The organism is Streptomyces sp. NPDC050508, from assembly GCF_040655155.1.
Classification (GTDB): Bacteria; Actinomycetota; Actinomycetes; order Streptomycetales; family Streptomycetaceae; genus Streptomyces.
This window is the reverse complement of record NZ_JBFAJJ010000001.1, coordinates 811,595-826,340: the sequence shown is the minus strand read 5'-3', so window position 1 is coordinate 826,340 and position 14,746 is coordinate 811,595. Positions and strand designations below refer to the sequence as shown.

The 14,746-nt window shown below is 70.3% G+C and carries 13 protein-coding genes; 10 read left to right on the top strand and 3 right to left on the bottom strand.

Going from position 1 to position 14,746, the window contains the following annotated elements:
- Window positions 1–137: 137 nt before the first annotated feature.
- From AB0I69_RS03725 to AB0I69_RS03695, 7 genes are all read left to right on the top strand, one after another.
- Window positions 138–620 (top strand): oxidoreductase, encoded by a 483-nt coding sequence (locus AB0I69_RS03725; protein ID WP_363093870.1) that lies wholly within the window; start codon window positions 138–140, stop codon window positions 618–620.
- Window positions 617–2,653, top strand: a complete 2,037-nt coding sequence (locus tag AB0I69_RS03720; RefSeq protein ID WP_363093869.1) for a proton-conducting transporter membrane subunit — start codon at window positions 617–619, stop codon at window positions 2,651–2,653. Before AB0I69_RS03725 ends, AB0I69_RS03720 begins: the two co-directional genes overlap by 4 nt.
- Window positions 2,650–3,615, top strand: coding sequence for an NADH-quinone oxidoreductase subunit H (locus tag AB0I69_RS03715; protein WP_363093867.1), 966 nt, complete (start codon window positions 2,650–2,652; stop codon window positions 3,613–3,615). The genes AB0I69_RS03720 and AB0I69_RS03715 overlap by 4 nt, the downstream gene beginning before the upstream one ends.
- Window positions 3,612–4,313: a hypothetical protein gene (locus AB0I69_RS03710; protein WP_363093866.1), complete on the top strand. Its 702-nt coding sequence runs from the start codon at window positions 3,612–3,614 to the stop codon at window positions 4,311–4,313. Before AB0I69_RS03715 ends, AB0I69_RS03710 begins: the two co-directional genes overlap by 4 nt.
- Window positions 4,313–5,968, top strand: a complete 1,656-nt coding sequence (locus AB0I69_RS03705) for a proton-conducting transporter membrane subunit (protein WP_363093865.1) — start codon at window positions 4,313–4,315, stop codon at window positions 5,966–5,968. The genes AB0I69_RS03710 and AB0I69_RS03705 overlap by 1 nt, the downstream gene beginning before the upstream one ends.
- Before the next feature lie 3 nt (window positions 5,969–5,971).
- Entirely contained in the window at window positions 5,972–7,444 is a 1,473-nt protein-coding gene (locus AB0I69_RS03700) for an NADH-quinone oxidoreductase subunit C (RefSeq protein ID WP_363093864.1), read from the top strand.
- A gap of 397 nt (window positions 7,445–7,841) precedes the next feature.
- Window positions 7,842–10,154 (top strand): FdhF/YdeP family oxidoreductase, encoded by a 2,313-nt coding sequence (locus tag AB0I69_RS03695; RefSeq protein WP_363093863.1) that lies wholly within the window; start codon window positions 7,842–7,844, stop codon window positions 10,152–10,154.
- Between the two features lie 122 nt (window positions 10,155–10,276).
- Here AB0I69_RS03695 and AB0I69_RS03690 read toward each other — a convergent pair whose 3' ends face one another.
- Window positions 10,277–11,503: a helix-turn-helix domain-containing protein gene (locus AB0I69_RS03690; RefSeq protein ID WP_363093862.1), complete on the bottom strand. Its 1,227-nt coding sequence runs from the start codon at window positions 11,501–11,503 to the stop codon at window positions 10,277–10,279.
- Between the two features lie 10 nt (window positions 11,504–11,513).
- Window positions 11,514–11,819: a hypothetical protein gene (locus AB0I69_RS03685; RefSeq protein WP_363094179.1), complete on the bottom strand. Its 306-nt coding sequence runs from the start codon at window positions 11,817–11,819 to the stop codon at window positions 11,514–11,516.
- Between AB0I69_RS03685 and AB0I69_RS03680 the strand changes: the two genes are divergently transcribed.
- Together AB0I69_RS03680 and AB0I69_RS03675 are read left to right on the top strand one after the other, a co-directional pair.
- Window positions 11,739–12,422, top strand: coding sequence for an AMP-binding protein (locus tag AB0I69_RS03680; protein WP_363093861.1), 684 nt, complete (start codon window positions 11,739–11,741; stop codon window positions 12,420–12,422). The two genes, AB0I69_RS03685 and AB0I69_RS03680, sit on opposite strands and share 81 nt — an antisense overlap.
- On the top strand, window positions 12,419–12,553 hold the full coding sequence (locus AB0I69_RS03675) for a hypothetical protein (RefSeq protein ID WP_363093860.1): 135 nt from the start codon (window positions 12,419–12,421) through the stop codon (window positions 12,551–12,553). The genes AB0I69_RS03680 and AB0I69_RS03675 overlap by 4 nt, the downstream gene beginning before the upstream one ends.
- A gap of 664 nt (window positions 12,554–13,217) precedes the next feature.
- Here the strand turns inward: AB0I69_RS03675 and AB0I69_RS03670 are convergent.
- Window positions 13,218–13,670 carry a MerR family transcriptional regulator gene (locus AB0I69_RS03670; protein ID WP_363093859.1) on the bottom strand — a complete coding sequence of 151 codons (453 nt, stop codon included), beginning with the start codon at window positions 13,668–13,670 and terminating at the stop codon, window positions 13,218–13,220.
- A 96-nt stretch (window positions 13,671–13,766) separates the two neighbouring features.
- Between AB0I69_RS03670 and AB0I69_RS03665 the strand changes: the two genes are divergently transcribed.
- A complete protein-coding gene (locus AB0I69_RS03665) occupies window positions 13,767–14,594 on the top strand; it encodes an oxidoreductase (protein ID WP_363093858.1) in 828 nt (275 codons plus the stop codon).
- Window positions 14,595–14,746: the final 152 nt, after the last annotated feature.

Genomic DNA, 14,746 nt, shown 5'->3' with positions numbered 1-14,746 from the left:
GTGGCCGTCTCCCGAGAGCTGGACAGCGCTCTACGGCACCGGGAGGCGGCCGCCTTCGTCTCCAAGTTCCGTATCTCCGCTCGTGGGTGGCCGGTCGGACACCCACTGACAAGTCCTCACCGTGTCAGGGAGGGTTCATGGGCCTGTTGCGCAAGATCCGGGACACCGGGCGGGTGGCCGAGCCCGCCCCGCCCGAACCGGACGGCGAACAGCCGCTCGCGGCCAGGGAGTTCGGCGGCTCGGTGCAGGTGCGCTGTGTGGACGCCGGGTCCTGCAACGGCTGCGAGATCGAGATCGCGGGCGCCTTCAACCCGGTCTACGACGCCGAACGGTACGGTGCCCGCCTGGTGGCCTCGCCCCGGCACGCGGACGTGGCCCTGGTGACCGGCCCGGTCACGCGGAACATGGCCGAGCCGCTGCGCCGCACGGTGGCCGCGATGCCCGAGCCCCGGCTGGTGGTCGCGGTCGGGGACTGTGCGATCGACTGCGGGGAGTTCGCGGGCGGTTACGGCGTCGAAGGCGCCGTCTCCGACGTCGTACCGGTCGATCTGGTGGTGCCCGGGTGCCCGCCGCGGCCGGACGAGATCGTCGCCGCGCTGCGGAGAGTGACCGGACGGTGAGCCTGATCCCGGCCGCCCTCGCGACGGCCACCGGACTGGGCGTGGCGGGTGCTGCGGCCGGGCTGGTGCTGCCGCAGCGGGGCCGGGGTGCGGTGGTGGGTGTGTTGACAGCGGGTGTGGGGGTGGCGGGTGGTGCGTCGGGTGTGGCCGCTCTGGGCGGAAGCCGCTGGTCGGCCGAAATTCCCGGGCTGCTCCCGCTGGCCGGGACGCACTTCGCGGTGGACGCTCTGTCCGGACTGTTCATGGCGGTGGCCGGGGCCGTGGTGGCGGCGGTGGCCGTCTACGGTGTCGGCTATGTGGCCGGGCACGGCGCGCACGGCTTCGGCTCGCGGGGCGCGCAGGCGCTCCTGCCGCTGTTCGCACTGACCCTCGTGCTGGTGCCGGCGGCGGCCTCGGTCTCGACGTTCCTGCTGTTGTGGGAGCTGATGGCACTGACCTCGCTGCTCCTCGTGATGGCCGAGCACAGGGCGCGAGCGTCGGTGCGTGAGGCGGCCGTCTGGTATGCCGTGATGACCCACCTGGGCCTTGTCCTGCTGCTCGCGGGCCTGTCCGTGTATGCGTCGCAGGCCGGCGGAGAGACGTTCGCCGCCCTGCGCGTCGGCACCGCGGGGATGTCGCCGACCGTGCGCGGGCTCGTGTTCGTGCTCACGGCGACGGCGTTCGCCTCCAAAGCGGGCCTGGTGCCGCTGCACGCGTGGCTGCCCCGGGCGCATCCCGAGGCGCCCAGCGCGGTCTCGGCGTTGATGAGTGCGGCCATGGTGAACCTCGGTGTCTACGGGTTGGTGCGGGTCGGGTTCGATCTGCTGGGCGGAGGGCCGGCCTGGTGGTGGCTGCTGGTGATGGCGATGGGCGGGCTGTCGGCGGTGTACGGGATCCTGCAGGCCGCGATGGCCTCGGATCTCAAGCGGCTGCTGGCGTACTCGACCTCCGAGAACATGGGGCTCGTCGTGCTCGGTGTCGGGGCGGCCGGGCTGTTCGCCCACGCCGGTGACAAGGCGTTGGCCGGGCTGGCGCTCGCGGCGGCGCTGCTGCACGTGGTCAACCACTCCGCGTTCAAGTCCCTGTTGTTCGGCGCGGCGGGCTCGGTGCTGCGGGCCACCGGGGAGCGGAACCTGGATCTGCTGGGCGGGCTGCGGGCCCGGATGCCCATCACGGCGGGACTGTTCGCCCTCGGTGCGCTGGGGGCGGTGGCGCTGCCGCCGGGCAACGGCTTCATCAGCGAGTGGCTGCTGCTGCAGTCGATGATCCACGGGCTGGCCGTGCCCGGGGTGACCACGGCGATCGTGCTGCCTCTGGCGGTGGCGGTGATCGCCCTGTCGGCGGGGCTGGCGGCGGCGGTGTTCGTCAAGGCACTCGGCGTGGGCTTTTTCGCCCGGCCGCGCACCGAACAGGCCGCCGCGGCACAGGAGTCGCCGCTGCTGATGCTGGCCGGAATGGGACTGCTCGCGGCCCTGTGTACGGCGCTGGCCCTGGTGCCGGGGCTGCTGGGCGACGGCCTGGACCGCGCGGTGGCAGTGGTCGGCTTCGCCGGGACGCACCCGGTATCCGGCGGCGGACTGCGGGTGCGCCTGGACGAGGTGTCCGCCTCGCTGTCCCCGCTGTGGGTGGTGGCGGCGCTCACGGTGGCGCTGGGCGCGGTCACCGCGACGACGAGGTGGGCGTCGCGGCGTCAGCGGCGGCGGATGAACGCTCGGCTGTGGGACTGCGGGGGCGGGGCGCCGACGCCGCGGATGGCGTACACGGCGACCTCGTTCGCGGAGCCGCTGCAGCGGGTCTTCGACGACGTGCTCGCCCCGGAACAGGACGTGGATGTCACGCCGGTGCGCGAGTCGGCGTATCTCGTGGAGCGGGTGGCTTTCCGCAACCGGGTGCCCGACAGGATCGAGCACCGCCTGTACCGGCCGGTCCTCGACTTCCTCGCCGCGGCCGGGCAGTCGGCGCGGCGACTGGCGGGCGGCAGCGTGCATACGTATCTCGGTTACGGCTTCTTCGGGCTGGTCGCCCTGCTGGTGGTGTTGGTGGTGGGCTGGTGAACACGGTCGGATACGCGGCGATCGTCCTCCAGGTGGGCGCGGTGGTGGCAGGGGCGCCCCTGCTGACCGGGCTGATGCGGCAGACGAGAGCACGCCTGGAGGGGCGGGCCGGCGCCGGGGTGCTCCAGCCCTGGCGGGACGTTCGCAAACTGCTGCGCAAGGAACCGATCACCCCCATCGGCACCGGCCCCGCGTTCCGCTGGGCGCCGCCGCTGCTGGTCGCCACCTCGCTGGTGCTGGCCGTCCTTGTGCCACTGGTCTCCACCGACACACCGGTGCGGGCGCGCGCGGACCTCATCCTGGTGGTGTCGCTGCTGGCACTCGGCACGCTGGCGCTGGCGCTCGCGGGCCTGGACACCGGTACCGCGTTCGGCGGCATGGGCGCCTCCCGGGAGATGACCATCGCCGCGCTGGTCGAACCCACCATCCTGGTGGCGGTGTTCGCGCTGTCGATACCGGCCGGGTCGACCAACCTCCCGGTCATCGTCGCCGGAGCCGCCGACCAGCCCGCCCGCCTCACCTCTCCGGCGGGACTGCTGGCGATCGCCGCGCTCGCGGTGGCGGTGCTGGCCGAGAGCGGCCGGCTGCCGGTGGACAACCCCTCCACCCACCTGGAACTGACCATGGTCCACGAGGCGATGGTCCTCGAATACGCCGGACCCGACCTGGCGCTGGTCGAGTTCGGCGCCCAGCTGCGGCTGACCGTGCTGCTGGGGCTGCTGGCCTCGCTGTTCGTACCGTGGGGCATCGCTACCGGCGCCTCGCTCACTGCTGTGCTGCTCGCCCTGCTGCTGGTGGTGCTCAAGGTGATGGTCCTGGGCATGGCGCTGGCGGCGGCCGAGGTCTTCTGGGCCAAACTCCGGCTGTTCCGGGTGCCCGAACTCCTCGCCGGGTCCTTCCTGTTGGCGCTGCTCGCGGTGACGGCCTCCTACTTCCTGGGCACAGAGGGAGGAGCGCGATGAGCAAGGGCCTGTTCACCCAGCTGCTCGATCTGGCCTGCGGGGCGTTCCTGCTGGCCGCCGTGGTGGTGCTGTGGCGGCGCGAACTCGCCGCGATCGTCAGGCTTTTCGCGCTCCAGGGTGTCGCACTCGCGGCGATCGCCCTGCTCCTGGGACTGCACGAGGACCGGTGGGGCCTGCTGGTGGTGGCGGTGGGGATAGGGGCGCTGCGGGCCGGCCTGCTGCCGTACCTGATCCGCCGCGCCCTCACGGCGTTCGTGGCCGAGCGGGACGGCGGGCCCGGCAGGCACGGCGGGAGCGAGGAGGCGCGCGAGACCCAGCCGCTGGTCAATGTCGCCGCATCCCTGCTCACCGCCGCCGCGCTGACCCTCCTCGCCTACGCCGTCGCCCGACCCCTGGTCGAACTGGATCCCACCCCCGCCACCCGTGCGCTGCCGGTCGGCCTGGCCGTCGTACTGATCGGCTTCTTCGTCCTGGTCACCCGGCGCCGCGCGCTGGCCCAGGTGGTCGGCTTCCTGCTGCTGGACAACGGCATCACCGCGACCGCGTTCCTGGCCGCCTCCGGGGTGCCGCTGATCGTCGAACTCGGCGTCTCCTTCGACGTGTTGCTCGCCGTCCTGGTGCTGCAGCTGCTCACCGTGCGGGTGCGGGAGGCGTTCGGCACCACCGACATCGACGACCTGCGGGAGCTGCACGACTGATGACCGCCACCACCGCGCTGTTGCTGACCGCGCCCGCAGCCGTTCCGCCGGCCGTGGCCGCCGGGTACGCGCTCACCGGTTTCGTCAGGCATGAGGTGCCGCGCGGGCTGCCCGCGGTCCGGCGGACGCAGGAGAGCCGTCCACCGCGGGGGCGGAAAGCCACTGTGCTCACTGCGGCGGGCGTTGCGGGCCTTCCGGAGAGGAAAGAAGCGGCAGCCGCTTCCCCACCCGGGAAGCCGGCCGTCGCCTCCCCGGCGCGGGCCGGTCACCCGTCCGACTGGGCCGCACTGGCCTCCCCGACGGTGATCCTCACCTGCGCGGCACTGCTGGCCTCCGCGCGCGTCGACGGCGGGTGGGTGTCCGCGTACTCCGGGCTGCTGCGGGCTGACGCGCTGACCGTGTGGATGCTGCTGGTCGTCGGCGCCGTCGCCTTCATCGCCTGTGCTTCGGGGCCTGCCCATCTGGCGGCGGAGCGGGCCGCCGGGAACGCGACGGCCTGGACCATGTGGCGCTACCACATGCTGGTCCAGACGTTCCTCGGCGCGATGTGCCTGGCCGTGGTGAGCGCGAACCTCGGTGTGCTGTGGGTGGCGATCGAGGCGACCACCGTGGTCACGGCGTTCCTGGTCGGCCACCGCCGCACCCGCACGTCTGTCGAGGCCGCGTGGAAGTACGTGGTGATCTGCTCGGCCGGCATCGCCCTCGCCTTCCTGGGCACCGTGCTCCTGTATTACGCGGCCCGGCAGGCGGGCATCTCCGAGGCGTGGGCGCTGGACTGGCCCACGCTCGTGGCCCGTGCGGACCGACTCGACCCGGCCGTCACCCGGCTCGGCATCAGCCTGGTGGTCCTCGGCTACGGCGCCAAGGCGGGCCTGGTCCCGCTGCACGCGTGGCTGCCCGACGCGCACAGCCAGGCACCCGCCCCGGTCTCGGCCCTGATGTCCGGAGTGCTGCTGTCCGTGGCCTTCGCCGCGATCCTGCGCTACCGCGTCATCGCGGATGCGGCCCTCGGCCCGGACTTCACCCGTGTCCTGCTGGCCGGAATCGCCCTGCTCACCCTCACCCTGGCCGCCGGGTTGCTGCTGGCCCAGCGCGACTTCAAACGGATGCTGGCCTACTCCAGCATGGAGCACATGAGCCTGATCGCCCTGGCCGCGGCGATCGGCAGCCCGCTCGCCCTGTCCGCCGCCCTGCTGCACATCGCCGGGCACGGGCTCGCCAAAGCCACCGCGTTCTGCGCCTCGGGGCAGATCCTGCACCTGCGTGGCACGACGAAGATCGGCCGGGTGCGCGGGCTGCTGGCTCAATATCCCTGGCTGGGTGCGCTGTTCGGGCTCGCTGTCGTGGCGCTGCTGGGCTTCCCGCCGTTCAGCCTCTTCGCCTCCGAACTGGGCATCGCCCGCGCCGGATTCGCCACCGGAGCGGGCCCCGGCTGGGCCACGGCCACCGCCCTCCTGCTGGTCCTGGTCGCCTTCGCCGCACTCGCCATCCGCACCGCGCGCATGCTGCTGGGGCCCGCGGAGGCGGCCGGTGAAAGCCCCTCCGCCCTGTGGCCCCTCGCTGCCGGTCTGGCGGCCTGCGCCGCGCTCGGCATCGCCACCGGCCCGCTGGGCCACCTGCTCACCCAGGCCGCCGCCGTCCTGGAAAGGCCCTGACCGATGCACACCATGCACGAGGTGAACACCGGCGAACTGCGCAAGCGGGCCGAGGCGCTGCTGCGCGACGGGCACCGCCTGGCCCTGGTTGCCGCACACCACGACGAGAACGCCGTACGCCTGGTCTACCTCTTCGTCTCCGGCCCGCCCGACACCCGCATCGAACTCCACGTGCGCCTCGACCCCGGCCACCCCCAAGTGCCCAGCCTGGCCCATCTGTCCTTCCCCGCAGGCCGGTTCGAACGCGAGATGCACGACCTGCACGGCATCGTGCCCCTCGACCACCCCCAACCACGCCGCCTGGTCCGCCACTTCCACTGGCCCAAGGGCTGGTACCCGATGCACCCCGACGCCGGCGACCCGCCCGCCTTCGGCGAACAGGAAGGCCCCTACCCCTTCCTGGAGGTCACCGGCGACGGCGTCTACGAAATCCCCGTCGGCCCCGTCCACGCCGGGATCATCGAACCCGGCCACTTCCGCTTCTCCGTCGTCGGCGAGACCATCCTCAAACTCAAGGCCCGCCTCTGGTTCGTCCACAAGGGCATCGAGAAACTCTTCCAGGGCCGTAGCGTCGCGGCCGGGCTGCCGCTGGCCGAACGCATCAGCGGCGACACCGCCGTCGGCCACGCGCTGGCCTACTGCCTGGCCGTCGAGGAGGCCACCGGCACCGCCGTCCCCGAACAGGCCCAGTGCGCACGGGCGTTGCTGTTGGAACTCGAACGCCTCCACAACCACGTTGCCGACCTCGGCATGCTCTGCAACGACGTCGGCCACGGCATCCTCAACGCCTACGCCCAGCGCGTGCGCGAACAACTCCTGCGCCTCAACGACACGGTGACCGGACACCGGCTGCTGCGCGGCGGAGTGGTCCTCGGCGGCAGCGTCCTGCGCACCCTGCCCAGTCGTACGCAGTTGGAGGCCATCGGCGACGACATCCGCGACATCGTCCGGCTGGCGCTGGGCCACTCCACCGTCCGCGACCGCTTCACCGGCACCGCGATCCTGCGCAATGAGGCCGCCCGTGACATCGGCTGCCTCGGCTACGTCGCCCGCGCCAGCGGCCTTGGCCAGGACGCCCGGATCGCCCACCCCTTCACCCCGCACGGGCACCCCGCGAACGTCCCCGTCCACACCAGCGGCGACGTCCTGGCCCGCTTCCTGGTCCGCGCCGAAGAGATCGACGCCTCCCTCGCACTGATCCGGGAACTGCGCGACCGCGTCACCACCGGCCCGGTTCTCGCGCCCGCTGCGGGGGCCGCCCCTGGTAGCGGCGTCGGCCTCGTCGAGGGCTGGCGCGGCACCATCGCCACTCGCGTCGAACTCGCCGCCGACGGCACCCTGAAACGGGTCAAGCCGGTCGACCCGTCCTTCTTCAACTGGCCCGCCCTGCCGGTCGCGTTGAGCGACACGATCGTCCCGGACTTCCCGCTGACCAACAAAAGCTTCAATCTCTCCTACGCCGGCAACGACCTGTAGACGCCTCAGTTGTCTCCCCGCACCAGGGAGCGCAGGTGCTCGTCGTGCCACCCGTCCTCGTGCGGCAGCGCACGGGTTCGTGATGCGGCCGGTGGGCGCGGTCGAGTGGCACAGGCGCAGGCGGTGCAGGCCCAGGTCCTCAAAGGCCCACCGGCTGAGCGGCTCGGTCGCCTCGACGACGACACCCAGGCGATCGGACCCGCGGCCTCGCCTGTGTCCGCCCGGGCAATGGCCCAGATCGCGGCCTCCTCGGCCCGCCACCGCCCCGCCTTGAGTGAGGTGCGGCGAGGCGCCGTTCGATGGCCGGTCCACCGCATGCATCGTGTGAACCACCGGCATAGCCTGAAAAACAGTGACCGCCATCGGCCCACGCCCGGGTCGCGAAGGGGTGAGATTTTTGAACGCCTCCGATGACGACCAGCAACAGCCGGGGCCCCGGGTGGGGCCCGTTCCCGCGGAGAAGCCGCGATTCGGCCCGTACCACCACCCCGCCGCAGGCTGGGGGGCCGCCAAGAGCGTGACCCGGGTGCTGGTGAGCGAGGGCGCGCTGGTGGACGGGCCGCGGGCGATCATGCGGATGAACCACGAGAACAAGGGCTTCGACTGCCCCGGATGCGCCTGGCCTGATGACACCAAGGGCCTTCACCTGGACATCTGCGAGAACGGCATCAAGCACGTCACCTGGGAGATGACCCGCAAACGGGTCGGCCGCGAGTTCTTCGCCGCCCACTCGGTGACCGAGCTGTCCGGCTGGAGCGACTTCGACCTGGAGGACCAGGGCCGGCTGACCGAACCGATGACGTACGACCCGGAGTCGGACCACTACGTCCCCATCAGCTGGCACGACGCATTCGAGCTGGCCGGCCAGGCTCTGCGTGAACTGGACGATCCGAACCAGGCGTCGTTCTACACCTCCGGCCGCCTCGGGAACGAAGCCACCTTCCTGTACCAGTTGATGGCCCGTGAACTGGGCACGAACAACCTGCCCGACTGTTCGAACATGTGCCACGAGGCCAGCGGTCGCGCCATGCAGGCGTCCTTGGGCACCGGCAAGGGGACCGTCGACCTGAAGGACTGGGAAGCCACCGACGCCCTGTTCATCATGGGCGTCAACGCCGCCTCGAACGCGCCCAGGATGCTCACCGCTCTCGCCGAGGCATACCGCCGTGGCGCCCAGATCGTGCACGTCAACCCGCTGGTGGAGGCGGCTGCCACGCGCACCATCGTGCCGCACGACTTCAAGGACATGGCTCTCTTCAAGGCGACCCGGACCAGCACTCTGAACCTCCAGCCCCGCATCGGCGGCGACATGGCGCTTCTGCGCGGCATGGCCAAGGCGGTCCTGGAGTGGGTCAGGACCGATCCCAAGGCCGTGGACCAGGAGTTCATCGATCGCCACACGGCGTACTTCGACGAGTACCGGGCGGTGTGCGAGGCCACATCCTGGGAGGAGATCGAGCATCAGTCCGGTGTCGGCCGGGACGACATCCTCAAGGCGGCCCGGGTCTACCGCGACGCCGACCGCAGCATCATCAGCTGGTGCCTGGGCGTCAGCCAGCACGAACACGGTGTCGACACCGTCCGGGAGATCGTCAACCTCCTTCTCCTGCGCGGGAATCTGGGCCGGGAGGGAGCGGGACCGTCACCGGTACGTGGGCACAGCAATGTCCAGGGCAACCGGACGTGCGGCATCAACCACCGGCCCACCGAGGAGTTCCTGGACCGCCTGGCCGAGGTCTGCAAGATCGACCCGCCCCGCGAGCACGGCCTGGACACGGTCGCCACCATCCAGGCGATGCACCGCGGCGATGTGAAGGTGTTCGTCGGTATGGGCGGCAACTTCGCCCTCGCCGCACCCGACACCGTCTACACCTACGAGGCACTGCGCACGTGCGACCTCACCGTCCAGGTGAGCACCAAACTGAACCGCAGCCACCTCGTCCACGGTCGGCGAGCGCTCATCCTGCCGTGCCTGGGCCGGACCGAGAAGGACCACCAGAAAGGCGGCGTCCAGAGCACCTCGGTCGAGGACTCGATGAGCATGGTCCACCTCTCCGTAGGCATGAAGCGCCCCGCCTCGCCGCACCTGCTCTCCGAGCCCGCCATCATCGCCGGCATGGCCGGCGCCGCCCTCCCGGACAGCAACACGCCCTGGGAGTGGTACATCGAGGACTACGACCGTATCCGCGACACCATGGCCCAGGCCCTCAACGGGTTCGAGGACTGCAACCGCCGGGTGCGCCTGCCGCTCGGCTTCCGGATCAAGCAGCCCGCCCGCGAACTGGTCTTCCTCACCCCGACGGGACGCGCCGAGTTCTCCACCGCCACCCTGCCCGACGTGGTCCCTGCCCCGGGCACCCTGGCGCTGGGCACCATGCGTTCCCACGACCAGTGGAACACGACGATCTACTCCGACAACGACCGCTACCGGGGCATCGAGAACCTGCGCACACTCGTCTTCATGAACCAGGACGACATGCGGGAACGCGGCCTGTCCGAACTCGACCCGGTCGACATCACCAGCACCGCCAAGGACGGCAGCCACCGTCACCTCGACGGCTACCTGGCCATTCCCTACGACATCCCCCGCGGCTGTGCCGCCGGCTACATGCCGGAGATGAACGTACTGTGCGCGATCGGCGATTACAGCACCCAGAGCGACCAGCCATTGATGAAACACGTCAAGGTCACCATCACTGCCTCCGGCTGAGAGACGGACTCGAAGGCGGGGACAGATGGCCCAGCGCCGCAGGCTCTGACTCCTGGCCCGGTGAGGACCGCACGGCGCGTTGGCGTTCCGTCCGCGGTGTCTCTCCAGCCCGCGTCGTTGAGTCAGGAAGTAAGCGGTAGCGGGCGGTGCTCCAGGAGAGTGGGGAAGGTGCCCACGGCGTCGAGTGCCATGGAGAGTTCGGCGACGATCCTCGGGTCGTCCAGGGGACCGCGCAGGAACTCCTCCAGGCGGTGCATGCGATAGCGCACCGTGTTCTGGTGGCAGTACAGAGCCCGCCCCGCCCCGGCCGCCGATCCGTGTGCTCCGAGCCACGCTCGGGCGGTGGCGAGCAGAGTGGTCCGGTCCTCCTCGGGCAGGGAGAGCACGCCGCCGAGAATGCGGTGGACGGCGCGCTGAGTGGTTTCCAGGTTGTGCATCACCAGTTCCGTCAGTGGTGTGTCGTCGAGCTGGCGCACCGCCGCGGCGCCTGGGGGCAGTGACTGCGCTGCGACTTGCGCGTACCGCAGCGCACGGCTCGTCTGGTCGAGACGGTCGTAGAGCGGGCTCACGCCCACGCGGCCTGTCGCGATGACACGTACGGCATCGAGGATCCGTTCCACCGGCTGCCGTTGCGGGCAGGAGAGCACCCCTGTCTCGGAACTCGGCTGCGCACGCCACGCCGATCCGACATCGAGGGCGCGCAGCTGGCCGTCCAGTCCCGGCAGCGGCGGATCGCCGACGGTGAGGGCCTCAGCGGTCACGACGAGAAACGACCCCTGGAACGGGAAGCCGAGCATGCGTGCGGCCTCCCAGACGGTGTCACCGTCCGAGGACGGCCCGTCGATCAGCTCGGCGACCAGAGCGGAGCGGCGCCGGTCGGTCTCCACCATCCGTTCCGCGAGTGTTTCCCGATAGGCGTCGGTGAGGACCGAGGACTGCGCGTCGGCGATCTCCCAGATCTGCCCCGCCGATTCCAGGAGTGCGTCGGGCGCGTCTCCGCCCAGCTTCCTGGCCTCGTGGAGGAGTTGCTCCCAGAGGTGTTGGGCGCCCAGGCGGTAGGCACGCAGGATCTCCGGCAACGGCGCGTTCTGCAGGGCGCGTTTGCGGCCTGTCTCCGCGGGCCCGGACAGGTCGATCGACGGCCCGTCGGGGTCGGCCAGGTAGCTGATGGAGCCATGGAAGTTGTGGCGCATGGACGCGCGCAGATCCTCCGGGCGCACCACCATGGTTCGGTAGAACTCGATGTTCTCGTAGGTCAGTTCGGCCATCTCCGCGGCGATGGCATCGAGCCTGCCGAGCAGGATCTTGGCCAGTTCGGCCACGATGCGTCTGGGCTGTGTCACGTGCACGTGGCCGAGCCTAGGGCAGCGTCAGCCATGGGTTTCTCCCCAACGACTCAATCCCCACACGGTCGTTGTCGACGAGGACAGAAAACCGTGTCGCTGACGACATGGCGTCCGGCAGGTCCCTGTTGCCAGGATCGTCACGTAAAGACCAGACCTGCATGCATGAAAGCGAACTGACGTGAGCAATCTCGCCACTGCCCTGGCGGAAGCGGCCGAACGACAGCCACAGCGACCAGCGTTGAGCGTCGACGAGAGAGTCCTGAGCTGTGCCGAGCTGGACGAGCTCAGCGCCCGGGTGGCCGGCGGACTGCTCGCCCACGGAGTGCGCCCCGGCGATCGAGTGGGGATGAGACTGCCCAATGTCCCGGCCTTTCCCGCCCTCTTCTTCGGTGCTCTGCGCGCCGGGGCCATCGTCGTGCCGCTCTACCCCCGGCCTCGGCTGCTTGCGCTGAGACCCCGCGGCACCGCCGGCGGCGCACGACTTGTCTTCTACGGGGCAGACGCCGAGCGGGCCCAGGAAGCCGAGACGGGTGATACGACGCTCGTCCCGATCAGCCCCGCCTTCCTCGACCAGGTGGCCTTCTGGCCCCACCACTCCGCCGTGGTCGACCGTGCCGATGATGACCCGGCAGTCATTCTCCGCACGGGGGAAGGCGCCAAGGGCCCGTGGGGCACCGCGCTCACGCACGGCGCGATGCGCAGCAATCCGGCCCTGACCGCCAGGGCGCTGTTCGACGAGGCAGCCGTGGACGACGCCTCGGAGCCTGTGCCGGCGTTCTCCTCCGCCGGTCGGACCTACGGCCTCAGCGCGGTGCTCCTCGCCACAGCATGCCTGCCTGCGGGACAAACACCCCCCGCACGAGCCGCACCTGACGACTCGGCCGCCACGATGCCTGCACCCAACGCCAGGAGCCGGCGTTGACGCTCTGGCGGCAGATCCTGACCGTGCTCAAGGAGGGCGACACCCTCGACGATGCCGAGCGGCCAGACCTCGTGGCCGGCCGCGCCGCCCAGCTCGCCGAGGGCGACAACCCACCCCCGACGAGGTCATGACCGTGACGTTCCCGGAGTTCACGCTCGTCATCGACACCGATCAGACCCGCCCCGCCCTACAAGAATCCGGGCCGGTCGCATGGAACCCGGACGGACCGTACGGGCTGCCCGGGGAGATCCAAGGAGACACCCGGTGAACCCCACTGTCCCTCCACCGCCCCGGCCACTGGCCGCGACCTTCATGGACCTGCCCGCAGGCAGCCCCGGCGAACAGGAAGACCATGACGTACGCAGGCCAACCCGATGACCCATGCGGCTTCGAGCCAGACGGGGCCACCACGACTATGTGGTTCACGCCCGTCACCCGTGCGCGGCACAGAGGCAATGAAGCGGTTCCGCGTCCCAACCTGGAGCCGATCTTCACCGAACTCGCTCGGCAGTGGGAAACAGCCGGCCGTCTCGTCCCCGGACGGCCGGAAGAGGAGTGGACGACACTCGCCCGCCGCTACCCCCGGCCCAGCTGACCCGCATTGACGAGAAGTACCGAGGGGCGCCCAGCACCGGATTCATCCGCGTACGGGCCCGTCCGTTGTGCGCCACGGCGCCTCGCTGAAGGAAAAGTGCCAAACACTGTACGAGGATCTCGAAATCGGAGCACCATCGCGCAGTGCTGCACGATACGTAAGCCCTTCTCGCGGCAATGACGCTCTGGTGGACCGGACGATCACGTGGCTTCTGGCGGATGGCATTCCTGGTGGGCGGCGGCCTGTGCGGCGACCGGGTGGGACGGGTTCCAGAGCCGGTCGGCTTCGCCGCGGGCGACATGGTCCTCGTAGATCCGTACCTTGTGCCGCATCACGTCCAGGGTGTCCTGCAGCTCGCGGATCTGCGTCTCCACGTGGGTTTCGTGTCGGCGTAGCACCTCAAGGCGCTCATGTTCATTGCCCGGGCCCTGACGAACCAGCTCGATGTACTGCCGGATCATCATCAGGGGCATGCCGGAGGAGCGGAGCTTCGTGCAGATGGCCAGCCACTCCAGGTCTTCTTCGTGATAGATCCGGCGGCCGTTGGACAGGCGGCGCACCGGGTTGGCGAACAGGCCCTCCCGCTCGTAGAACCGCAGCGCGTGCACGCTCAGCCCAGTGCGTTGTGCCACCTCGCCGATGCTCAGGTCCATGAACACCCCTCCCTCACCTAGCTGTTGTTCTAGACCCGACTCTAGGTTCTAGCGTCGGGTTGTCGGCTCATCGGGCCATGGAAAACAGGGGAGAACATGAGCGTTTGGTTCGTTACCGGGGCATCGCGTGGACTCGGCGCGGAGATCACTCGCGAGGCGCTGGACCGAGGGCACAGCGTGATCGCTACGGCGAGGGATGTGTCAGCGGTGCGCCGGGCGTACCCGCAAGAGCCGGACGGGCTGCTGGCGGTGGCCGCGGACGTGACCGAACCGGAGCAGCTGACGGCTGCGGTGACGGCCGGCCTGGCGGAGTTCGGCCGGATCGACATCGTGGCCAACAACGCAGGTTACGGCCTCATCGGCGCGGTCGAGGAGATCTCCGACAAGGCCGCCCGAGCACTGTTCGACGTCAACGTCTTCGGCGTGCTCAACACGTTGCGGGCGACACTGCCGACGTTGCGCGCCCAACGTTCCGGACACGTCCTGAACATCGGCTCCGTGGGCGGCTTCGCCACCGTTGCGGCGGCGGGCCTGTACGGTGCGTCCAAGTTCGCCCTTGAGGGCGTCTCCGAGGCGCTGCGCGGCGAGCTGGCCCCGCTCGGCGTACGCGTCACGATCGTGGAGCCGGGCGGGTTTCGCACCGACTTCCTCAGCAGTTCGAGCATCCAGGTCGAACCGGCCTCCATCGCCGACTACGCCGCCGGCGCGGGGCCGGTGCGCGAGGCACTGGCTGCGAACGACGGCCGCCAGCCGGGCGATCCGGTGAAGGCAGCGAAAGCCATCGTCGACATCACCGAGGTCGCCGAGCCGCCGCTGCGCCTACAGCTGGGCGCGGACGCAATCGAGCGCGTCGAGGCCAAGCTGAATCTGGTGCGACGTGAACTCGACCAATGGCGCCACGTAGCCCTCTCCACCGGGATCTGAGAAGCCATCCCCATTGGAATCCTTCCGCTTGCCGTGGCTTGCTGGTGCGCGCGCGGAGCGATGAGTTTCTCGGCGGGTTCAGGTCATCATCAAGACGGCACGTAACACCTACCGGAGGGCATGACGGGTCGGCCTGCTGTCGCTGCTTCACC